This is a genomic window from Vibrio ichthyoenteri ATCC 700023, assembly GCF_000222605.1.
GTDB lineage: Bacteria > Pseudomonadota > Gammaproteobacteria > Enterobacterales > Vibrionaceae > Vibrio > Vibrio ichthyoenteri.
Window position 1 is genome coordinate 68273 of sequence record NZ_AFWF01000038.1, and the last position, 21215, is coordinate 89487.

The following is a 21215-nucleotide window of genomic DNA, read 5'->3' on the forward strand; positions in this document are numbered from 1 at the left end:
TCACGCTGTGTTCATGTTTCAATATTTATAATAGCGACAAGAATTTGCGCAAAGGTAACGCTATGTTTAAAAAGCTCATCGTCGGTTTACTCACTTTGGCAGGGTGCTCCCTACTCTCATTGCCAAGCTACGCTGCGTGGCACAATGGTGACAAACATAACGACGGTCACGCATTAGTGCGTGATGTGGAAAAACCAGGCGCAAAAATTGAATTTGAAGAAGATCAAGACGAAGTCTATGAAGCGGTACAAAAAGGCTATATTCGTCCCTTCTCTGAAATGTATGCCGCGGTCGAACGCGACATTCACGGGCGTATCATAAAAGTAGAATTAGAAGAAGACGATGATATTTGGATTTATGAGCTAAAGATTAACTACAACAACAATATCATCAAAGTCGAATACAATGCACAGACATTAGAAATGATCGAAATCCGTGGTCGACATCTAAAGCAAGCCCTCAAAACAGAAGATTAAAATAATGAAAATACTGGTAGTGGAAGACGAGCCTCGTCTAGGCGAACAAATTATCGAATCACTAGAGCAAACCGGCTGGGTGCCTGAGCTGTCTACCGATGGCATTGATGCTCTCTACCGAGCCACCTCTGAAGAGTGGGATGTCATCGTGCTAGATCTTGGCTTACCAAAGATCGACGGTTTAACCGTCCTTAAAGGGATTCGTGATGAGAACATCAACACTCCGGTGGTGATACTAAGCGCGCGTGACACTCTCACTCAACGTGTTGAAGGCTTGAACGCAGGCGCCGATGATTACCTAACTAAACCGTTTGAAATGGTTGAGTTAACCGCACGCATTCGTGCGCAACTTCGTCGTGCTTCTGGTAATGCCTCACCAGTGATGCAAGTGGGTAACCTCAGCCTTGACACCCGAACCTCCAAGGTGATGTGGCAAGGATCAGCTATCAGCTTGACGGCACTTGAATATAAGGTCGTTGCCTACTTTATGCATAATGCCGATAAAGTCATTTCTAGAACCGAACTGGTTGAACATATCTACAAACAAGATTTCGACCGTGATTCCAACACCATCGAAGTATTCATAGGCCGAATTCGTAAAAAGATTGCGCCTAACGTTATCAAAACCGTACGCGGTTTAGGGTACCAGCTGAATGCCGATTAATAAGCTGCCGTTTATTAAACGACTTAGCCTCAAAAGCCGCCTTGTTCTAGCGGCTGTTGTCTGGCTGACAGCGATGATCATCGCCGCTGGTGTGACTGTGCCTTCGCAAGTATTCAATTACATGGTGACCGATACTAAATCGCAGTTATCACTGTATATGGATGAGATTTCAGGCAACTTGGAAGTTGATAAAGCAGGCCAACTCACCCTTAGTGCACAACTTTCCGATCCACGCTTTTCTCAACCATACAGCGGACTCTATTGGTACGCTTCCACGGCAGACCATCAATTACGCTCTCGCTCGTTGTGGGATCGTGATATTGAATTAAAAGACAAGCAAACCGAAGCGCTTGGTGCGCGCGGTGAAAAACTTATTTTCGTTCACTCTAATCTTTATTTTCCTGAGTACGATGGCCCAATCACCGTCTTAGTTGGCGTCGACGAGCAGCCGATTGAAGATACCGTACAAAAATTAATGGGTGAACTTGGCGTTATTCTCGCCCTACTCTATTTTGGCGTACTGGCCGTGATCTTAATTCAAATTGCATGGTCATTAAGCCCGCTGACAAAAATGCATAAGGAATTAAGTGAACTACGCAGTGGGGATAAAACCAGTCTTAGCGGTGATTATCCAAAAGATATCTCACCGTTGGTGTCTGATCTCAACGCACTACTGTTCCACTATCAAGAACTGCTTGAGCGCGCCCGCCATCATGCCGGTAATCTATCTCATGCTTTGAAAACACCCTTGTCAGTGCTAAAAAATGAAGTTCAGCACTGTGAGCCAGAGTTAAAAGCCAAGCTACAGCCACCGGTTGATCAAATCCAAACTCAAATTGACTATCACCTTGGCCGAGCTCGTATGGCAGGAGCCAAAAACATTTTGTCGGTGAAAGCCTCACCTACTGAGCGCATTGATGCCATTTCAATGGCATTCGATAAAGTCTACGCTACGCGCGAGATCACCCTCATCAACGAAATTGACGATGAACTTGAGGTATCAGTCGATCCGACTGATCTCGATGAAATGGTAGGTAACTTACTTGAAAATGGCTATAAATGGGCGAATTCGATCATTCGTGTTCATGCCAAAATGGTCGATAACGAAAATGTCTGCATCATAGTAGAAGATGATGGTCCGGGGATTCCTGACGACCAACTGGAACAGGTGGTAAAACGAGGCGTGCGATTGGATGAAACCACTCCAGGCACTGGCCTTGGACTGAACATCGTGAGTGAAATGGTGCACAGTTATCGGGGTAATTTGGCGCTAACTCACAGCGCGATGGGTGGTGTAAAAGCCGTTCTGACAATGAAGTTGAGCCATTAAACACCGACTGTGACAAATACGCTTTTTCAATCAAAAAGGCTTACCGATAAATGGTAAGCCTTTATTTTTACGCCTATTTACATGCTAAAGGTATCGGCACTAATACGCCATTATCCTGCTTGTTGCACGACCTTCAGCTTCTCTTCTTTCGCTTCATTCAGTACAAAATAGAGCAGCAATATCAGGGCACACAACACACCAATAAGGCAAATATAGAACCCAGCGTAGTAACTGTATAATTCACCAACAACGCCGACCGATAAACTCGCAAACAACATACTCACTTGCATCAGATTAGAGAACAGCGTTGAAGCCGTACCTAATCGATCGTGCATCATGTCTTGAATGGCGACCATCCCTAATGTCGCAGTTACACCAATAAAGACACCGTTTAGCAACTGAATGGAAAGGAGTTGCCAGAACTCAGTTACATTGAGCATCGCGACAAAGAATAAACATCCGCTCACTAACGATAAAGCCAGCAACTTCATCGTGCCAAATTTTGCCGCCATTCGGCCAACTTTAAGCATTATTGGAATTTCACATAACGCGGCAAAACCAAACATATAACCAACCCAACTCGCATTCACTTTCAACTCTTGAGTCAAATAAAGCGGCATACTGGTGACATATAAGTTGTTCGCGCTAAACATGAATACTAAAGCGACGGAGAACAGAATCACGGTCGAGCTAAAAGGCCCTTTGCTCTCCTCTACTACTTTTTTTTCTTTTATTACACTGCTTGGCAAATATAAGTACGCCAATAGAATACTCAACAATGTCGCCACAGCAGCGACGGCAAAAGAAGCACTAAAACCAAATGAAGCTTTTAAGATAAAAGCGATTGGAGGCCCTACGACCCATGCAATGGCAATGCCTGCACGCATGACAGCCAAAAACGTTGTACTGTCTTCAATATGCTCGTCGGCATATTCACGACCAAGGGCAAACAACTGACCAAAAATAGAACCGCTCAAACTGCCGAATATCACAGCAATGCCGACTGCAAGGTAATAGTTTCGAATCACACTAAACGCCAACACAGTAATCAAGTAACAACTTAAGGCCACCAAGAGTACCGTTTTTCGATTCCAGCCTTTGTCGGATTTAACCGCCATAAACTGAGAAACCACCACCGCCGAGCATATTGATAAAATCATATACGCACTGAGCATGGCTGGCGATGCTCCTAATGCTTCGATGATAAACAGGCTCGACAGCGGGTAGAAAAATGAACCGCATAAACCTGAAACTAACGTCATAATCAAAAATATCAAGGCTGTTTTTTCCTTGAACATACTCCACTCCTAACCCGTTTTAATTGTTGTTTACCTGACCTAACTCAATGCACTCAGTCTACGCAAAATCGTGCAAATCAATTAATAACTTGCCGCCGACTAATAATACTTTTCATTCATTTTTTGGCTTTTTTTTGACTGATTTTGCTTAACACAGTAATCTAACGTTAGGCAGAGAAAGGAAGCAATGATGAAGCCGACAATAGAAAACGTTTTAAATAACAACCAGTTCAGCTGGCAATTTAAAGAGTATCACTGCAAAAAAAAGACCGAGCAGTTCTCCTGCCCTTGGCACTACCATTCAGAATACGAACTGGTGCTTTATCGTGACCCAAACCATGTCTTCCAAGGGACTTGCTTTGCCGGAGACAGCGTCACCACCATTCAACGCAATAGCCTATTTCTATTCGGCCCAGGTTTGCCACACATGGTCTCTGGCATGATTAACGATGACAAAGGCCAAGGGCACTATTCGATGATTTTGTGGTTTAGCCACCAATGGCTAGAGTCTTTAGTGGCAAGCATGCCGGAATTGAAGTTTATCAAAAAGTTTCTACAACGCGCCGCTTACGGGCTGCAATTTAGCCCCGATACCGCAGAGAAAATCTTCCAGTCTCTCAATAATCTCGACAGTTATGAGCCCCATCATCAGCTGTTGCGCGTGCTGCAATCTCTTAGCCTACTGGCCGATGATGCCAACTCCGATAAATTGTCGGTTAATGCCTATGGCTTACATATGAATAATAGCGATGATGAATCGAGTAAGCGCGTGGAAGCGGCAAGACGATTTATTGAACGTAATTACGCAGCACCGATTAAAATCAAAGATTTATGCCAATCTCTTCACATTAGTGAAAGCTCAGCTTACCGTCTGTTTGAGCGTCATTTCTTGGAAAGTTTTTCCGATCATTTAAAGCGATTTCGTGTTGGTAAGGCGTGTGAAATGTTATTGAACTCAGAGCTTTCGATTGCGCTCATCGCAGAGCAAAGTGGATTTAATAATCTCTCCAATTTTAATCGCCAGTTTAAAACCGTGAAAAACATGACACCTTCTGACTTTAAAGCGCAATATAATTAGACCGCATTAGCGGCCTAATTATAGATTAATGGGGTAGTGCATTTTGATTGCCACGCACCGAAGCCAAGTTTTGCGCTTGGATAACCAGCACTCGCCCGTCGGTTGAATATTCATGCTTTTCATCATGCTCAAGGGGGGCTAACAATGGCTTTAGTTCCGTCTGGTATTGCGATAACAATTGGGTAACTTGCGATGCTAAGCGATCGCGTTCTCTATCCACATCGGGGTCAATACTGTGTAATACGGTAAAGATGCCAGAGTAAGGTGTTAGCTGTAATCCGTTATCATAGCTAAGCGCCCCAACCCAAATCGGCTTTTGCGTGGCACTATCAAGCCCCGCTTGCCACCAGCGGATATGACTGCGATGCATTAAATCTCCCGGCAACTGGAAAGCCATTTCTTGTGGTAATCCTTGCCAAAACAAGTCAGAAACTGGCGGCGTTTTTGCTCGTAACAAGCCTAAATATTTCTTAAATTCAATTTCATCACGCGAAAATGTTCGGTTTTCAATCCAACCTAATTGTTGCATAAACCCGCGTGGTTGCTCGCCAATGTACATAACATTGATCGCTTGCGCATCGAACACCCCGGACTTACCCGGATACGCTTTCAATGTTAAGTCGCTCAGACTAACAATACTTTGTTTATAACTCTCATCCATTGTTTGTTTTTGAAAATCATCCGCAAACCAGAAAAAATGGCTGTAATTCGCAAACAACATCATTGAAAAAAGCAGTGTGGTGAATTTAGCAAATAAGAAACGCCAATGAAGCTTACGCCCCACATAAAGAAAAACAACACTACACAAGAGCACCAACAGTAAATATTGATGTTCGATAAGCACTGCTTTTGCTTGAGTCAATATAGGAAATTTATCTATACCAATGGCCAAAAGGTAGCCCCAAACCACAAATTGCCCGACACCCAGTACCACGCCAAATAAATCAAACGTCGCAAAACGCGGCCAGCTAATCCGATTAGTCCCAGCCATAAAAGGCACCACCCAGGCTATTGGCCCAAGTAGGCGCGCGAAGGCTAATACATAATTGCCTTTCTTGAACATCAGCCTACGGCAACGAGCAATAGGCCGGCGCGTTTTAGGCTGCCACTGGATCAATCTTCTTTGAGCTGAAGCCCCCAAATAACGCCCCACCCAGTAACTGATATGATCACCAAGTAAAGCGCCTAGTAAAACGGCAAATAGCCCATACCAAACGCCTTGCTGTAATTGATAACCTGCGGCGAGCAAAAATGGCTCGCCGGGAACAAATAAGTTAGGGCCAATCAGAGCATCAAGTAACGCTCCCGTGAAAAGGGGGTAGCCTTCAAACAACATATTCTGTTATCCAGCCTTATTATTCTGCCCATTATAGTGACCAAACTTATATTCCATCTCGTTATTACGCATCTCACCAAAAAAGAAGCGGCGCACATTCGCTTTGAGATACGTCCCTCCCATTTTAAAAATGCCTTCTTGATCCAGACGACGCGGATCAAAACCAAACGTCAGATTTAGAAAACGAAAACGCCATGTTTTACTGGCACGTTTAACATAGTCACAATCTTCACACAGGGTAATTTGTTCATCAAACCCCCCAATGCGCTGATGCACTTGCTGAGACGAAAAAATGCATGCACCCACCGCGGTAGGAAAAGTGAACTGCGTGATAAATAAGCCTAAGTTAAATAAGCCGTAACCAAGCTTATGTACCGCGGGAAGAGCTTTCGCCCCCATGTAAACACCCGCTACTTCCAGTTGTTTTTGTTCTAACTGCTCAATAGCGTTAGTTAAAAATGTTGGGTTAAGACGAACATCCGCATCTAAAAATAATAAACGTTCATGCTGTGCCAAGCTGGCTCCGGTATTGCGACCCAAACTGACGCCACGCTGTTCCATCTTATGTACAGTTAAGGCTGGCAAAGCACTTTGATATGCCTGTGCTACTTCAATGGTATTATCTTCACTATTTGAATCGACGACGATAACTTCAAAATGCTGATGAGTCTGTTGGCTAAGATCTTCTAATAAGCGACCAATGCGTTTTTCTTCATTTAATGTAATCACAACAATGCTTACTGGGCTCATAACTTGCTCCTAAATCAATAACGTATTTTGGAACTAGATTACCGTGGTAAGTCTTAACCTATTGTGACACCTTCGTTCAGATCCCATTCATATTTTGATCATGTGGCCGCGGCGTTGAAAGCGAGCAACAATCAAGGAGTAAGCACAGATCGACTGTTAACTAACCAATTCACTAAAAAGCCTTTTTTAACGCTTAGAATCTCGCCACACAGACGGCAAAGGTATTGCTCAAATTGGGATAGAGTGCTAGTATCCGCGCTCGCTGTTAGAGTTACTTTTAGTTTTCTGCAGCGTATACCACAACTCGAGGTCGCATCGTGTTGTGAAATCTATATTAATTTTACGAGAGTAATACTATGAAATTTGAAGCAGTAGTACGTACTGAACTAGGTAAAGGTGCGAGCCGCCGCCTACGTCACGCTGGTAAATTCCCTGCTATCGTTTACGGTGGTTCTGAAGCTCCAGTATCAATCGTTCTTAACCACAACGACATCGTTAACCAAATGGACAAGCCTGAGTTCTACGAAGGTATCGTTCTAGTGATCGATGGCGCTGAAGTTAAAGTTAAGCCTCAAGACGTTCAACGTCACGCTTTCAAGCCAAAAGTTGAGCACATGGACTTCATCCGTATCTAATTTCCTTTACCGAGGAATTAGTTGGATAAAAAGCCAACCTTTTGCATATAAGAATATCGGCCTTACCATCCGAAAATTCTAAAAATTCGAAACCCCAGAGACTTACCACCTCTGGGGTTTCACCGTTTTTGGAGCAAAAAAAAGAAGCGAGAAGCGAGAAAAGCTTGGTTTGCTGATGATGGACAGTCAACCCACCAATAACACAGAAATTAGATAATAATGGTGAGTCTACATACGATGATGATTAAGCGTACTAAGCGGCGTTAGCACGTAGACGAGCAAAATAAGCCGGGTATTTATTTCGGATATGGCGCTGCTGCTCTACCATATGCTTGAACGAAGGTCCTTTGTGCAGTTGGATGATCACTTCGTTTTTATCAAAGCGTAAAATCACCCCTTCAATTGGCACCTTACAATCCACGCCTAAGCTTAAAGAACCCGTTAACGACAAACCTTTATATAATGTGGTTAGGTTATTCATGATCACACGAATCCCCTTTTCCGACACTTCACTGACGTGAAACAGTTCATCTTGGATGCGAACAACAGGCATAGCTCGGCTAGGATAACTTAATCGGTAATACTTGCGCTTTTGCACTTCGTCGTTCATGCCATCGATCCTTTACGTGTATTCATCGCGAAAGCGACTTCCCTATTTCTTATTTTCCTAATTATAACCATCGGCTATAAAAAACAAAACTTTAGCGATTAGTTTTGCATAAATCAATCACCACATAGTCTTTTCCTTGCGCTAAATCACTTTCTATCCATATGTTTTTACTGATAAAAACTTTCTTCTGTGGATAGAAAAATCTATTGCTTTACTTCGCAATAATTAGGCCTAAAATTGCCGCCTGTTCTACACACTCATCAACTAACATGAACGATTCTCGCTTCGGTAATAGCATGGCAGCGCTTTCTTTCGCGCTATGGGGCTTATTGCCACTTTACTATCAGTTCTTACCCAATGCAGCGATGGACGAATTACTCGCTTTTCGCCTTATTGCATCAGTGCCTTTTGCCGCCCTGATGATTATCTTTGTGCAACGTAAACGCATCGATATTAAAACCATATTTGCTGATAGAGCCTCTTTAATCCGAGCCTTTATCGCCAGTGCATTAATGTGTATCTCTTGGACTGCTTTTACGTGGGCGATGACCAATGACCGAGTTATCGATGCAAGCTTAGGCTTCTTTATCAGTCCACTAACGATGGCAGCTCTCGGCGTCTTTGTGCTTAAAGAACATATTAGCGCCGGAAAAAAAGTCGCCTTAGTTTTAGCGACAGCAGGCTTAAGTTACCAAGTCATGCAGTATGGACAAGTACCGTATGTCGCCTTGACCATGGCCATCTTTTTTACGCTCTATGGCTGGTTTAAAAAGAAAATCAATTATGACTGGGCTACCTGCTTGTTCGTTGAGGTGCTATTGCTGACCCCTATTGCGCTCAGCTACTTAGTGGTAAAACAAGCAACCGTCGGTACGGTATCGTTAGAGTCAGGCTGGCAAACACTGTTGCTTTACATCGGTTCAGCCCCTGTAACTTTGCTGCCGCTAATTTTCTATTCAATGGCGATCCGTTTAACCTCTATGTCTAACGTGGCATTGATGCAATACATCGAGCCTAGCCTGCAATTTGTGCTGGCGGTCTTTGTCTTTGGCGAACTTTTTGATGAAGTTAAGCTGGTTAGCTTTAGCCTAATTTGGGCCGGATTACTGTTTATCATCCTTGAAACTCTGGTGAAAAGTAGACCTTTGGCAAAACCTTAAGCAATGCTTTTACACTCTGATGCCTCCAAGACATCACACAGCTAAAACAACAAAGCCCCAGCCATAAGCTGGGGCTTTTTACTAACACGTTTAACTAACAAGGTAATGAACAGAGCACAGCACTTATTGGCCTCTTGCTCTTTAATTTAATGCTCACGCCCCGACGGATTCGAACCAAATTCGACTTGTTGATAAATGTCGGCCAATTTCTTTGGCGACTTCGGGCTATGATGATGTGTTGAATTAGGGTTAGAAGAATAGGATTGCGTTTGTAACGCTTTCTGATGTGCTTTCGCAGATTCTAAATACGCTGAGTCGGCCATCGCCTGTTGGCGTGCACGGTTTACGCGTTCGAGAGTTTCCCACAACATACCTCACCTCCAGTTACTGTATTTATATACAGCATAGCTTTCGTAACGAGAATGTCAACAAAATTGCTGTATAAACACACAGTTCTTTTTGGGGTAAATTAACTAACCGTGGTTTACCAGCCTCTAATGTTTGCGTTAAGTGTCCCCTTTAGAGTAGATAGCCTAAGCACAAAATTCCGTGCGCGGGGTCAATTATCTGATGTGAATTAGCTCGAATAACATTTTTAAAGTCGCGCAAAGCGATAACATCTTAATCAAGCCATGTTAGTGTCTTCTGACACATTTATAAGTAGTTAGAGAACCGGAAGGATCGCTTGCAAGCTTTGCAAGTTGCCGAGACGCTAAATGAATAACATTGCACTAAAAATAGTAGATGCACTCAACATCAATATAGTGATCCGTATTGGTTATATTGTCGCTATCAGCCTGATTTCATATACCTTAATTATGGAACATGAGTCGGTGGGTTGGTCATATGTCCTATTTCCGATAGGAATGATTGCAGCCCTAAAAACGAAATCTTTACGCCGCAGAAAGCTATTAGCCTTTCTCTCCTTTGCTCACATTTTGGTGGGTGGACTGATTGAGCCTTTAGAATTAGATGCCATCGAAGAGACCTTTCTATTATTACCCTTGTGTTATTTAGTTCTTTTCCCTGCCACAATTTGGCCGGTATTTGTGGTGATATCGCTGGTTGCCCATTATTTCTTTACCGTTCCAGCGGAATTGCTACCAGAGTTGATCGAAGACGCCATTGAGCTTCTGCTTATCACCATCTTTGCCACCATAATGACCTATTATAAGCGCAAGTTTGAAGAACAACTCAAAGTCTACCGCAAAGAAAGCTTGAGCGATTTCTTAACACAACTACCGAATCGACGCGCATTCTATGAGTACGTCAACGCTTACGTTGACACCAACATTAATAACCGAGATTTCGTGTTGTTTAAGATTGATGTCGACAACTTCAAAGACGTTAACGACTCTTTTGGCCAGCATCAGGCGGATATGTTATTAAAAGCCATTGCAGAAAAACTCAAATATATCGTGATTGATCGCGCCCAGTTATTCCGTTTAGAGGGCGATGAATTTGTCATTCTGCTTGGTGAGCGAGCCAATATTGACCATCAAGTGAGTGGTATGGTGCGTGAATTAACCCGTACTGAGCAATTTCAATTCGAACTCGATCGCGGATCGTATCAAGTTACCTTCTCTGTGGGCATATCATCACTGAAAAAAGCCGCCAACAATCATGATATTTGGATCAAAAATGTCGATATGGCGACGAACAAAGCGAAAACCACGGGTAAAAATCGTGTTCGTTGGTATGACGAATCCTTACTGGACGAAACCATCCGAAGCCATCAAATTGAAGCGGAACTTGAACAAGCGATTAAATTGGCGCAGTTCGCTTTGGTCTATCAACCAAAAGTCTGTGTTAAGACGCAATGCGTGACGGGCGCCGAAGCTCTGATTCGCTGGGAGCATCCTCACCTAGGGACAATCAGTCCTTTTGAATTTATTTCCATTGCCGAGCAAACCAAACAAATTATTGCCATTGGTCGCTGGGTAATACGTACCGCCTGCTTACAAGCTAAACAGTGGGCAGACGCTGGAACACCAATCACCATCTCAGTCAATGTATCAACGGTTCAGTTCGCTCATGATGACCTATTCCCATACATCCGTCATATCTTGCTGCAAACAGGCTTAGCACCACACTTACTGCAAATTGAAATTACCGAAACAACGTTGATGAAGGATACCGAGCGCGTCACTAAAATCTGTCGCCGCCTACAAAATGAAGGCATAACCATCGCGATTGACGATTTTGGTGTCGCCTACTCATCGCTCAATTACCTAAAACATCTACCTATCGACGTACTGAAAATTGATAAATCGTTCGTCGATGATTGCGTTCGCGAGCATAACGATCACATGCTAGTCAGAACCATCATTCAACTTGGTCATAACATGGGTAAGAGAGTGATAGCGGAAGGGGTTGAGCACGAGGAGCAGCGTATATTGCTGCATAAAGAAGAGTGTGACGATTTTCAAGGCTACCTATTTTCCAAGCCGATTTCCGCAACTGAGTTCACCGAGCGCTTCGTTAGTCAACGCTGCTCTGCCGAACTCAATTAACCCGGCCAAAATCAGGGAGCCTAAGCTCCCTGATTTGTTAATTACTCATCACAGATGAAATGGTGACTTACTGCAAATAGGCATTGAGCATCCACATCAGTTTCTCTTGCTCACGAATATAGTCGCCCATCAGCGCCGCTGTTCCCTCATCATTCGCATCACCTGCAAAAGCTAGAATTTCGCGCTGTTTAAGCAACAATAAGCTAAAGCCATTGACCAAACCTTGCACACATTCTTGGCCATTGCTGGCGTTAATGTGTTCTTTAAGCTCACTGAGTTCAAGGTAACGAGTAAAACTATGATTTGGCGTTTCGCCAAGCGTCAAAATACGCTCTGCAAGCTCATCGATTTTAGTTTGGAGATCGGTGTAGATTTCTTCAAATTTCACATGAAGTTCGAAGAACTGCTGCCCCTTGATATTCCAATGGTAGCCACGGGTATTCATATAAAGCACTTGATAGTGTGCAAGCAGTTGATTGAGCTGTTGTGAGATTTGAACCGATTGTTCGTGATTTAGGCCGATTAAACTGACTTGATTAGACATAATGCAATTCCTATTGAATTTGATAGTGAATAGTGTGCGCCTAAGTCGTGATACAGCGCGTATTCGTTTGATGGAGTAAGAATACCGTGCTTACTCTCATCAGGATATTTGCTTGAATCTATTATTTTAATCGGCTTAACCTATCAATAGCATTGTAGGTTGAGTGACTTATTGCGGGCTAAATAGCGATAAATCCAATCGAACTGGCTCGCCCAACCAATAGACATAATCGGTATGGTCAAGATAATCGTCACCGGTAACAGCATGAACTAAAACGGTATGTGTATGGCGGGCATTATCGAGCCAATTGATGACATCATCAAACTGCTCGTGATTAAAATCGATTTCAAAACTCCAATGAGTATGAGGGCCAACCAAACGTTGGTTAAAGCGGCCGACAAACACCCCGAACGTTTCATGGATCTCTTGGCGTACTTTGGCAGCATAATCGCTACTTGATTGATCAAAGTAAAAATGGGCGTGGTAATCTTGATGTCGATTGATTGGGAAAGTCATTGTGGCTCTCAAGCGATAGTTGATGCCGATATTCTAACCTTTTCTCATATACTTCTCAGCCACACTTACATAGCTTACATTTGTGTGACCTAACTCTCTGTATGTTCGCTTAACGGCTTGGTGCTCAGTATATCGCTATTCAGAAATCCTCTTTTCATGTTATTAATCGATAATAATAAAGTCATTTAAGAGGTATCAATGGCAACAATAAACGACGTCTGTCGGATTGCTGGCGTATCGAAAGCGACGGTTTCAAGAGTGATTAACGGTACTGGCCAAGTACGACAAAGCACTCAAGAAAAAGTAAAAGCCGTCATGGAAGAGCTAAACTACCGCCCAAGCTCTGTCGCTCAAGCTCTGGCAAGTCAGAGTAGCAATAGTATTGGTTTGGTTATTTCAGACTTTACTGGGGGCTACTTTGGCAGTTTATTAAAACAAGCATCCGTTAGCGCCGAGCAAATGGGCAAACAGCTCTTATTTGCCGACGGTCACAACAATGCTGAAGATGAACTCAAAGCCGTCTACTCTTTGGTTGAGAAAAAATGCTCTCTCATCATTCTCTATAGCCGCAAATTGTCCTGTGAACAGGTTATCGAGCTCAGTCATTCCGTCTCAATCCCTATTATTAATGTTGGCCGATCATTACCCGCAGAGGCTGGCTTTTCAATTACCTTTGACCAAAGCAATGCGGTCGAGCTTGCGGCATTACACCTAATTGATTTAGGACATAAACACCTCACCTATATTGGCCCAAAAGCAACAACGCCAACCTCTCGTCTTCGTCGCCAAGGCTTTGAAGAACTCATCGCCGAACACCAAAGCAACGGCGTTATGGCTGGCTATTGCGAGTCTGAATTTGGTTTTGAGGAAGGCTATCAAGCAACCAAGTTGTTTCTCACGCAACAAACGTTCGGCAGTGCTATCGTCGCAGCAGCCGATGATATTGCCATTGGTTGTATTAAAGCGCTCAATGAACAAGGCATACGAGTACCACAAGATATCTCCATTGTGAGTATTGATAACGACCCTTGCTCGGCTTTTGTCTCTCCACCGCTCACCACGGTCAACATTCCAATCAAAGCCATTACCGAGCGCGCGATGGACGTCGCCAAGATTTTAATAGAAACCGATCTGGCACCTCAACCTGAGGTCGTACAAGGCAAACTGCTTATTCGCCACTCAACTCAACACGCTTAACCTCCGGGCAAGTCGTCAGCAATTCGATACCTCCACTATGTTGCTGACGACATCAATACAACCAACTCCCATCACTGAACAAAACTTGAACTAGTCGACACTAATTCCTTCCCCTCAAGCAAATTATGTGAACTCATGCGCATCAATGTAACCGGTTACAGAAACCGGTTTCTTTTTTGTCTACATTGACTATTAAATAATCAACGCAATATCTAACAAGGAACAAGAATATGAAAATTTTTCTTTGTTGTGCTGCTGGGATGTCCACCAGCATGCTGGTCACCAAAATGGAAAAAGCGGCCGAAACCAATGATATTCAATGTCAGATTTCGGCCCACTCTGTCTCAGAATTTGAAGATTGCTTAGCGGAATGTGATGTTTGCTTAGTCGCACCTCAGGTCAAATTTAAGTTTGAAGAATTCAAACGTGAAGCCGATGCGGTAGGTAAAGGCTGCGGCCTCATCGACATGATGAACTATGGAATGCTCAATGGTGAAGCGGTGTTAAACCAAGCGATTTCACTCTACGAAGCACGTTAAACAGCGATGAGGGATTAACCATGTCTATATTCGATACAACTATGCGCTTCGTCGAAAATGTCGTCGCGCCAATCGCGGGAAGAATATCCGCACAAAAACATGTCATTGCGGTGAAAGATGGTTTCGTCGCAACCATGCCTTTTTTGATTGTCGGTTCACTGCTACTCGTATTGGCGTTTCCACCTTCTGACTCAGGCTTCTTCTTTGAAGGTTGGCATTCATTAATCAATGCTATTGGTCAAGACAACATACTGGCACCTTTCAATGTCAGTATGGGGATCTTTGCTGTCTACGCGGCATTTGGCATTGGTTTTAGCTTGGCTGAATCCTACAAACTGAGGCCGATGAACACGGGTATGTTGTCAATGTTTGCCTTCATCCTCGCGGCTGCCCCCATGACCACAGTCGAGATCGGCGGTGTATTACCAGGGGCCTTCCTTGGCGGTGCAGGTGCGTTTACCGCTATTTTATGTGGTTTATTAGTGCCCGAAATGCAGCGTTTGCTGATCAAATACAATATTCGAATCAAGATGCCCGAAGCCGTACCACCTAAAATTTCCGCTTCTTTTGATTTGTTGATCCCGATTGTGTTTATTTCCATCATCATCATGGTGATGAACACACTTTTGACGCAATACGGTCTTAAAATTCCGTCCGCAATCATGGAGCTGTTTAAACCGTTGGTTTTGGCGTCAGATTCATACTTTGCCGCCCTACTCGCTGTCATGTTGATCCAGTTACTTTGGTTTAGTGGCATTCATGGCGGGTCAGTGGTCGGAGGCATCATCGCCCCTATGCTACTGGTCAACCTTGGTCTCAACCAAGAGGCATTGGCCGCTGGTGAAGCGCTGCCAAAAATCTTTGTTAACCCTTTAGTCGACTTCTTTGTGTTTGTTGGTGGGGCTGGAGGAACATTTGGTCTAGTGGTGCTGATGATGCGCTCAAAAGCAACTCAATTAAAAACCATTGGCAAAATGTCGATTGTGCCGGGGATGTTTAACATCAACGAACCCGTAATTTTTGGTACTCCGATTGTCATGAATCCGATCTACTTCATTCCTTGGATTGTGGCGCCATTCATCAACACCACCATTGTATGGATGGCATTTAAAACTGGATTCGTGGCGAAAATCATCGCTCTCCCACCATGGACAATGCCTGCTCCTATTGGCGCGGTCATGTCAACCAACTCAATCACGGCAGCCGTGGTCGTCTTAACCTGCCTAACCGTCAGTATGGTGGTGTTTTACCCATTTATGAAAATCCACGAGAAGCAGTTACTGGATGAAGAAAAAGCGGCTAAACAAGCCTCATCGCCAAAAGCCGCAAAACAAGGAGAGCTCAATGCAGCCCGAAGCTAACTCGACGACTCACCAGCCCGCTGATTTACCGGCTCACACCGAAAATAACATCAGCGGTAATAGACCCAAGCCGGAGCTAGACATCACCGAAGAGTTTTTAATGACCTTGCTGTGCTATGTCGGCTCAGCCCGCTCTGCCTTTATTTCAGCTATGCGTTCCGCGCGAGGTGGTGATTTTGAACTGGCCAAGCAGCAAATTGCCGAGGGCGATCAAGCATTGAAAGATGTGCACAAATCGCAAACAGAGTTGATAGGTTACGACGAAGGCTCAGGTAAGGTACCGATGACGCTAATACTGACGCACATTCAAGACCACATCATGACCACCATGCTATGTCGCGAGGTCACAGAAGAAGTGATCGCGATTCATCAAGAATTAAAAGGAATCAAATCGTGAATAAACGCATTTTTGACTACACCGCAGAAGATTTTCGTTTGGCGAATCGAGAGCAGCTGGTTGCAGCGATACGCCACTCTGAAGGACGAACGATCATGGTGGAAAACGTTGTAGCACTGACACCACCGATTGACATGGTTTCCGGGCCCGAATTGGCGGCGGCGTTTGGTGCTGACATGATCACTCTAAACTGCCTAGACGTGTTTGACCCCAAGATCCGTATTCTCTCTGAAAACCCTGATGAGTACATGACGGTCGAACAGGTAAAAAAATACACTGGTCGTTTGGTAGGCTGCAATCTTGAACCAATTCCAGCCGGCGTCAATCACCTTGCGGTGGGGCGTACCGTGACCGAAGCCACCATTGCACGCGCCGTAGAGATAGGACTCGACTATGTGATGTTAACGGGAAATCCTGGTAATTGCGTCTCACAAGAGACCATCTTAGATGCCATTGGTTTAGTGCGTAGTATCGCTCCAGAGTTATTAATTGTTGCCGGGAAAATGCATGCCGGTGGTGCCGGGAATGATTATAACCTCAACATCGTCCCTGCCTTTGCAGAAGCTGGCGCTGACATCATGATGTTCCCTGCGGCTTATACCACTCCGGGCGTAACCCCTGAGCTTGCACAACAGATGATGACGGCAGTTCATCAAACCAACATGCTAGGAATGCTCGCGATTGGGACTTCACAAGAAGGGGCTACTGAAAGCTACATTGAACAAGTGGCAATTGCGGCCAAAGCGGCTGGCGCTGATATTGTACATATCGGGGATGGTGGCTATAGCGGTATTGCCCCATTAGAGAACATTCTGCGCTTAGGTTTGACGCTACGCGGTCGACGTCACCAATTCAAACGGATGGCAAATCGCCGCTAAAATGTTCACCTTTGGATTGAGCAAGATAGCCACTTATTATCGCTCAATCCTTTTCCTTTGTTATCAAGAGTCAACCCAACTGAGATAACAAGTTTGTCCTCCTTGCAGAAGCGGATTTAGCTGTGCCTCTATCGAACCGGTAGAGGCTTTTTTCTATTGTGATGGCCTAAATAATACCTCTTTCCACCGCATACTTCGCCAACTCAGCAATGCTACTGAGTTCGAGCTTATGTTTGATATTCTGCCGATGAGTTTCCACCGTTCGATAGCTGATATCCAGCAATGTCGCGACCTTTTTACTACTGTGTCCTTGTGCAACCAACTTTAGCACCGCCTCTTCTCTGCGACTAAGTGGATTGGGTTTACTCGCCACCGGAATTTCGCCATGAGAGAACAGCGTTTGCGTGACCGATTCGCAAAAATAAGTCGAACCTTGTTCAACGGTTTTGATCGCTTGCACCATCTTCTCCGATGAAATTTCCTTGAGCATGTAACCCACCGCACCCGATTGCATCACTTTCATAATGTACTCACGGTTATCGTGCATGGTTAACATCAATACCTTAACATCGGCGACTTCATCTTTGATGACTCGCGTAGCATCAATGCCGTTCATCACTGGCATACTCACATCCATTAACACGACATCGGGTCGAAGACTTTTCACCACTTCAATTGCCTCGACGCCATTGCTGGCCGTGCCGATCACTTGAATATTCGGTTCTAGGCTCAATCGCGCCATAAACCCATCTAGAACAACTTGATGATCGTCAACGATCACTACCTTGATTGGTTTATCCATAAACTAATTCATCCAATTGCAGTAATACGGTGATTTCCGTTCCCAAGCCGGGCTCACTCTCTAACTCAAATTCACCACCAATAAACTCTACCCGTTCACGCATATTACGCAAACCAATACCCGTTTTGCGTAACGTTGTTGCCACCTCAAAACCAACGCCATCATCGCGGATAATCAGTTGTAGCATATTCCCCATTTGCTGCAAAATCACGTTAACGGTATTGGCCTGCGCATGCTTCTCAATATTAGTGAGTGACTCTTGGGCCACACGATAGAGCGTTGTTGCGATTTCTGACTTCAACTTAACGTCCTGTCTATTGAAGACCACTTCCACCCGAATGCCAGAATGAGAACGAAAGTCTTGTAGCAATGTGTTGAGTGCCGCTTCCAAGCCAATATCATCCAATGCACTCGGCCTTAATTTATGCGAGATATGGCGCACCTCATTGATGGCCATCATGATCGATTGTTGAGATTGAGTTAAATGCTGCTTTTGCGTTTCATCATCCAATTTATTACCGAGTAATTCCAAATGGCATTTGCTCGACACTAGCAGTTGATTGATACCATCGTGCAATTCTCGCGCAAGGTGTTTCTTCTCATCCTCTTGAAACATCACGGTTTTATGCGCAAGCTCTTTTAAACTTCGGTCAGCAATTCGATGCTCGTGTAAGTTCACCGCGAGTGTCACCACCACAATCACTGCCACGGTTATCACCACGATCACCATCATAGAGAAAAAAGTGGTCTCAATATTCTTATCCACCGCTCGCTTGAGCTTGGTCACTTCATCGCTGATATCTTCGATATATAAGCCGGTACCAATCATCCAGCCCCATTTATCCAGCCAAGCGGCATAACTGAGTTTAGGGACGGTTTCTGCCATAGATACTGATGAAATCCCCCTCCCATTTGTGCTTTTTCTAGCAAGGTTTTAATCAGGAAATCACCGTTTTCATCTTGAATATGGCGCAGATTTTGTCCTTGTAACTCAGGCATGATCGGATGAACTAAATTGGTGCCATCACGGTAATAGACAAAAAAGTAACCATCTTTTCCATAACGTAATTTAGAGATAATCTGCTTCACTTGTTGCTTAGCTGAGCGTTCATCAAGGCTGGCGTCCGTGTAAACATGTCTGATCGCATCAAAGGCCAAATCTACGCTATCTTTAAGCGCAGTTTCCTTCGATTGAATCAAGCTTGAGCGAATGATCTCCACTTCCTTATCTCGTAAGGCTTGCGACTGATGTACCGAAATCCAACTAATGCTGACCGTCACCAAGAGTAATGGCAGCAAACTCAATAGTATCAATTTGACTTTAAGAGGCATCCTTGCTCCTGAGCAAATTTGGCAGATGGTATTTGGCGGTATTAGCTTAGCTAACTCATTGCAGCCAAAAAGAAAACGGCTTACCTAAGTAAGCCGTTCAATGTAACATTTACACCACGTTAACAAAAATCACATGATCACATTCCATAAAATTCTGGGAAAATCAGTAACGATGCAAGGACCACTATTTGTATCGCGATAAACGGCATCACCCCTCGGTAAATGTCGCGCGTAGTCACACCGTTTGGCGCAACCCCTTTTAAATAGAACAGGCTGAAACCAAAAGGCGGTGTAAGGAAGGAGGTCTGAAGATTCATCGCAATCAGGATCGCAAACCAAGTCATATTAATGCCCATCAACTCAGCAACGGGGGCAATGATTGGCACGATAATAAAACAGATTTCAACGAAGTCGATGAAGAAGCCCAGCACTAAAATCACCAGCATGGTAATGATCAAAAAGCCCCACTTCTCCCCGGGAATTTGCAGCATCCACTGCTCAACCAGATGGTCACCACCGGTATAAGTGAAGGCCATTGAAAATGCGGTAGCGCCCAGTAAGATCGCAAAGACCATCGCGGTCACTTTCACCGTCTCTTTTGATGCGTCGTAAACCATTCTCCAACTGAACTGCTTATACAGCATCGCCAATACAATCGCACCGGCTCCACCAAGCGCCGCAGATTCGGTCGGCGTAGCAATACCAGCAAAGATAGAACCCAACACCACCACAATCAGAGCTAGAGGTGGGATAACGGCTTTCAGCGCTTTGAACACTTCCTCAGAACGGCTGACGTTTTCATCTCGTTCGATAGGTTGTGCCGCATCCGGATTCATCTTGGCGTAAATCAAGATGTAAACCACGTAAGCGCCAACCAATACTAATCCCGGCCAAATCGCGGCTTGGAACAAATCACCAACAGGCACTCCAAGGACATCACCCAGTAAGATCAGGACGATTGACGGCGGGATAATCTGTCCGAGCGTACCAGAGGCACAAATGGTGCCACACGCTAAACCCTTATCGTAATTGTATTTCAACATCACCGGCAATGAGATTAGCCCCATGGCAACCACTGAAGCGCCAACGACACCCGTCGAAGCGGCGAGTAACGCGCCAACTAACACCGTAGAAATGGCAATGCCACCTCGCACACCACCAAACAATTTGCCCATCGATTCAAGCAACTGTTCAGCTAGGCGTGTTTTCTGTAACACCAATCCCATAAAGACAAACAGTGGTACCGCCATAAGAACGGTATTTTCCATGATTGACTGGATGCGATAAGGCATGAAGGCGAACATTTCGAAGCCTTCTGCCCAAACACCAAAAATAAGAGCAATACCACCAAAGGTAAAAGCCACCGGGAAACCTACCAGCAACGCAAGTAAGGCGACAAAAAACATTACTATACCGACCATTTTCGTCTCCTACTTACTAGCTTGGGCGTGCATCAGATGCGGATTAACAATTCTATTTAGCGAGTGCAGCATCAGGCCAATGCCACTCACCGCCATAAAGAGAAATGAAAGCGGGATCATACCTTTAATGATCCAGCGATAAGGCAAACCACCAGGATCGCCAGATGTTTCACCGAGCGCATAGCTTTCTTTGGCGAAATCAACGCCATACCATGCCACAAGTAAACAAAATGGAAGGAGGAAGAAAACCGTACCGAGCAAGTCGATAATGGCTTGAGCTTTGTTTGATAAACGTTCGTAGAAGAGGTCAACACGTACATGCCCCCCCGCTTTGATCGCATAAGGAACACCAATCAGAAATACCGCCGAGAATAAGAA

The 21215-nt window shown here is 44.5% G+C and carries 22 protein-coding genes and 1 pseudogene; 12 read left to right on the plus strand and 11 right to left on the minus strand.

Annotated features, from left to right (window positions below):
* The first annotated feature begins 62 nt into the window (after positions 1-62).
* Genes RH85_RS04265 through RH85_RS04275 form a run of 3 tightly spaced genes read left to right on the plus strand, consistent with a single transcriptional unit; the run spans position 63 to position 2470 of the window.
* Positions 63-476, plus strand: a complete 414-nt coding sequence (locus RH85_RS04265; protein ID WP_006710967.1) for a PepSY domain-containing protein — start codon at positions 63-65, stop codon at positions 474-476.
* Between the two features lie 4 nt (positions 477-480).
* Positions 481-1140: a response regulator transcription factor gene (locus tag RH85_RS04270; protein ID WP_006710968.1), complete on the plus strand. Its 660-nt coding sequence runs from the start codon at positions 481-483 to the stop codon at positions 1138-1140.
* Positions 1130-2470, plus strand: coding sequence for an ATP-binding protein (locus tag RH85_RS04275; protein ID WP_006710969.1), 1341 nt, complete (start codon positions 1130-1132; stop codon positions 2468-2470). Before RH85_RS04270 ends, RH85_RS04275 begins: the two co-directional genes overlap by 11 nt.
* A gap of 110 nt (positions 2471-2580) precedes the next feature.
* Here the strand turns inward: RH85_RS04275 and RH85_RS04280 are convergent, their stop codons facing one another.
* The gene (locus RH85_RS04280) at positions 2581-3768 is read right to left on the minus strand and encodes a sugar efflux transporter (RefSeq protein WP_006710970.1); all 1188 of its coding nucleotides are present in this window, start codon (positions 3766-3768) and stop codon (positions 2581-2583) included.
* 190 nt (positions 3769-3958) lie between these two features.
* On the opposite strand from RH85_RS04280, the gene RH85_RS04285 reads away from it, so the two are divergent.
* The gene (locus RH85_RS04285) at positions 3959-4846 is read left to right on the plus strand and encodes an AraC family transcriptional regulator (RefSeq protein ID WP_006710971.1); all 888 of its coding nucleotides are present in this window, start codon (positions 3959-3961) and stop codon (positions 4844-4846) included.
* A 25-nt stretch (positions 4847-4871) separates the two neighbouring features.
* Here the strand turns inward: RH85_RS04285 and RH85_RS04290 are convergent, their stop codons facing one another.
* Both RH85_RS04290 and RH85_RS04295 read right to left on the minus strand, forming a co-directional pair.
* The gene (locus tag RH85_RS04290; RefSeq protein WP_006710972.1) at positions 4872-6182 is read right to left on the minus strand and encodes an LssY C-terminal domain-containing protein; all 1311 of its coding nucleotides are present in this window, start codon (positions 6180-6182) and stop codon (positions 4872-4874) included.
* A gap of 6 nt (positions 6183-6188) precedes the next feature.
* Positions 6189-6932, minus strand: a complete 744-nt coding sequence (locus tag RH85_RS04295; RefSeq protein WP_006710973.1) for a glycosyltransferase family 2 protein — start codon at positions 6930-6932, stop codon at positions 6189-6191.
* A gap of 356 nt (positions 6933-7288) precedes the next feature.
* On the opposite strand from RH85_RS04295, the gene rplY reads away from it, so the two are divergent.
* A complete protein-coding gene (gene rplY, locus RH85_RS04300) occupies positions 7289-7567 on the plus strand; it encodes a 50S ribosomal protein L25 (protein ID WP_005598831.1) in 279 nt (92 codons plus the stop codon).
* Positions 7568-7820: 253 nt separating this feature from the next.
* Here rplY and RH85_RS04305 read toward each other — a convergent pair whose 3' ends face one another.
* Positions 7821-8177, minus strand: a complete 357-nt coding sequence (locus RH85_RS04305; RefSeq protein ID WP_006710974.1) for a PilZ domain-containing protein — start codon at positions 8175-8177, stop codon at positions 7821-7823.
* A 269-nt stretch (positions 8178-8446) separates the two neighbouring features.
* On the opposite strand from RH85_RS04305, the gene rarD reads away from it, so the two are divergent.
* Positions 8447-9337, plus strand: a complete 891-nt coding sequence (gene rarD / locus RH85_RS04310; RefSeq protein WP_006710975.1) for an EamA family transporter RarD — start codon at positions 8447-8449, stop codon at positions 9335-9337.
* A 146-nt stretch (positions 9338-9483) separates the two neighbouring features.
* Here the strand turns inward: rarD and RH85_RS04315 are convergent, their stop codons facing one another.
* Positions 9484-9708, minus strand: coding sequence for a hypothetical protein (locus RH85_RS04315; RefSeq protein WP_006710976.1), 225 nt, complete (start codon positions 9706-9708; stop codon positions 9484-9486).
* 345 nt (positions 9709-10053) lie between these two features.
* Here RH85_RS04315 and RH85_RS04320 point away from each other — a divergent pair, with 345 nt between their 5' ends.
* A complete protein-coding gene (locus RH85_RS04320) occupies positions 10054-11850 on the plus strand; it encodes a putative bifunctional diguanylate cyclase/phosphodiesterase (RefSeq protein ID WP_006710977.1) in 1797 nt (598 codons plus the stop codon).
* Positions 11851-11917: 67 nt separating this feature from the next.
* Here RH85_RS04320 and RH85_RS04325 read toward each other — a convergent pair whose 3' ends face one another.
* Positions 11918-12394 carry a Dps family protein gene (locus RH85_RS04325; protein WP_006710978.1) on the minus strand — a complete coding sequence of 159 codons (477 nt, stop codon included), beginning with the start codon at positions 12392-12394 and terminating at the stop codon, positions 11918-11920.
* A 168-nt stretch (positions 12395-12562) separates the two neighbouring features.
* Positions 12563-12910 (minus strand): DOPA 4,5-dioxygenase family protein, encoded by a 348-nt coding sequence (locus tag RH85_RS04330; protein WP_006710979.1) that lies wholly within the window; start codon positions 12908-12910, stop codon positions 12563-12565.
* Positions 12911-13108: 198 nt separating this feature from the next.
* Here RH85_RS04330 and RH85_RS04335 point away from each other — a divergent pair, with 198 nt between their 5' ends.
* From RH85_RS04335 to RH85_RS04355, 5 genes are all read left to right on the plus strand, one after another.
* Complete coding sequence (locus RH85_RS04335) at positions 13109-14107, plus strand: LacI family DNA-binding transcriptional regulator (protein WP_006710980.1); 999 nt, start codon at positions 13109-13111, stop codon at positions 14105-14107.
* A gap of 230 nt (positions 14108-14337) precedes the next feature.
* The gene (locus RH85_RS04340) at positions 14338-14646 is read left to right on the plus strand and encodes a PTS sugar transporter subunit IIB (RefSeq protein WP_006710981.1); all 309 of its coding nucleotides are present in this window, start codon (positions 14338-14340) and stop codon (positions 14644-14646) included.
* A gap of 20 nt (positions 14647-14666) precedes the next feature.
* The gene (locus tag RH85_RS04345; RefSeq protein ID WP_006710982.1) at positions 14667-16007 is read left to right on the plus strand and encodes a PTS cellobiose transporter subunit IIC; all 1341 of its coding nucleotides are present in this window, start codon (positions 14667-14669) and stop codon (positions 16005-16007) included.
* A gap of 100 nt (positions 16008-16107) precedes the next feature.
* Entirely contained in the window at positions 16108-16404 is a 297-nt protein-coding gene (locus RH85_RS04350) for a PTS lactose/cellobiose transporter subunit IIA (protein WP_050799174.1), read from the plus strand.
* Positions 16401-17282: a DUF7916 family protein gene (locus RH85_RS04355; RefSeq protein WP_006710984.1), complete on the plus strand. Its 882-nt coding sequence runs from the start codon at positions 16401-16403 to the stop codon at positions 17280-17282. The genes RH85_RS04350 and RH85_RS04355 overlap by 4 nt, the downstream gene beginning before the upstream one ends.
* Positions 17283-17448: 166 nt before the next feature.
* Here RH85_RS04355 and RH85_RS04360 read toward each other — a convergent pair whose 3' ends face one another.
* The 4 genes and pseudogenes from RH85_RS04360 to RH85_RS04375 form a co-directional block, all read right to left on the minus strand.
* Positions 17449-18084, minus strand: a complete 636-nt coding sequence (locus tag RH85_RS04360; protein ID WP_006710985.1) for a response regulator transcription factor — start codon at positions 18082-18084, stop codon at positions 17449-17451.
* Positions 18077-19416: pseudogene (locus tag RH85_RS04365) on the minus strand (cache domain-containing protein). Before RH85_RS04365 ends, RH85_RS04360 begins: the two are co-directional and overlap by 8 nt.
* A 137-nt stretch (positions 19417-19553) precedes the next feature.
* A complete protein-coding gene (locus RH85_RS04370) occupies positions 19554-20837 on the minus strand; it encodes a TRAP transporter large permease (RefSeq protein ID WP_006710986.1) in 1284 nt (427 codons plus the stop codon).
* 9 nt (positions 20838-20846) lie between these two features.
* A partial coding sequence (locus RH85_RS04375; protein ID WP_006710987.1) for a TRAP transporter small permease subunit occupies positions 20847-21215 on the minus strand: 369 nt, incomplete at its 5' end.

Coding starts and splice junctions, on each gene's coding strand:
- RH85_RS04320 (WP_006710977.1), top strand. CDS start 10,054: ATGAATAACATTGCACTAAAAATAGTAGATGCACTCAACATCAATATA.
- RH85_RS04280 (WP_006710970.1), bottom strand. CDS start 3,768: ATGTTCAAGGAAAAAACAGCCTTGATATTTTTGATTATGACGTTAGTT.
- RH85_RS04345 (WP_006710982.1), top strand. CDS start 14,667: ATGTCTATATTCGATACAACTATGCGCTTCGTCGAAAATGTCGTCGCG.
- RH85_RS04350 (WP_050799174.1), top strand. CDS start 16,108: ATGACCTTGCTGTGCTATGTCGGCTCAGCCCGCTCTGCCTTTATTTCA.
- rplY (WP_005598831.1), top strand. CDS start 7,289: ATGAAATTTGAAGCAGTAGTACGTACTGAACTAGGTAAAGGTGCGAGC.
- RH85_RS04295 (WP_006710973.1), bottom strand. CDS start 6,932: ATGAGCCCAGTAAGCATTGTTGTGATTACATTAAATGAAGAAAAACGC.
- RH85_RS04270 (WP_006710968.1), top strand. CDS start 481: ATGAAAATACTGGTAGTGGAAGACGAGCCTCGTCTAGGCGAACAAATT.
- RH85_RS04290 (WP_006710972.1), bottom strand. CDS start 6,182: ATGTTGTTTGAAGGCTACCCCCTTTTCACGGGAGCGTTACTTGATGCT.
- RH85_RS04305 (WP_006710974.1), bottom strand. CDS start 8,177: ATGAACGACGAAGTGCAAAAGCGCAAGTATTACCGATTAAGTTATCCT.
- RH85_RS04275 (WP_006710969.1), top strand. CDS start 1,130: ATGCCGATTAATAAGCTGCCGTTTATTAAACGACTTAGCCTCAAAAGC.
- RH85_RS04340 (WP_006710981.1), top strand. CDS start 14,338: ATGAAAATTTTTCTTTGTTGTGCTGCTGGGATGTCCACCAGCATGCTG.
- RH85_RS04315 (WP_006710976.1), bottom strand. CDS start 9,708: ATGTTGTGGGAAACTCTCGAACGCGTAAACCGTGCACGCCAACAGGCG.
- RH85_RS04330 (WP_006710979.1), bottom strand. CDS start 12,910: ATGACTTTCCCAATCAATCGACATCAAGATTACCACGCCCATTTTTAC.
- RH85_RS04325 (WP_006710978.1), bottom strand. CDS start 12,394: ATGTCTAATCAAGTCAGTTTAATCGGCCTAAATCACGAACAATCGGTT.
- rarD (WP_006710975.1), top strand. CDS start 8,447: ATGAACGATTCTCGCTTCGGTAATAGCATGGCAGCGCTTTCTTTCGCG.
- RH85_RS04335 (WP_006710980.1), top strand. CDS start 13,109: ATGGCAACAATAAACGACGTCTGTCGGATTGCTGGCGTATCGAAAGCG.
- RH85_RS04265 (WP_006710967.1), top strand. CDS start 63: ATGTTTAAAAAGCTCATCGTCGGTTTACTCACTTTGGCAGGGTGCTCC.
- RH85_RS04285 (WP_006710971.1), top strand. CDS start 3,959: ATGAAGCCGACAATAGAAAACGTTTTAAATAACAACCAGTTCAGCTGG.
- RH85_RS04360 (WP_006710985.1), bottom strand. CDS start 18,084: ATGGATAAACCAATCAAGGTAGTGATCGTTGACGATCATCAAGTTGTT.
- RH85_RS04370 (WP_006710986.1), bottom strand. CDS start 20,837: ATGGTCGGTATAGTAATGTTTTTTGTCGCCTTACTTGCGTTGCTGGTA.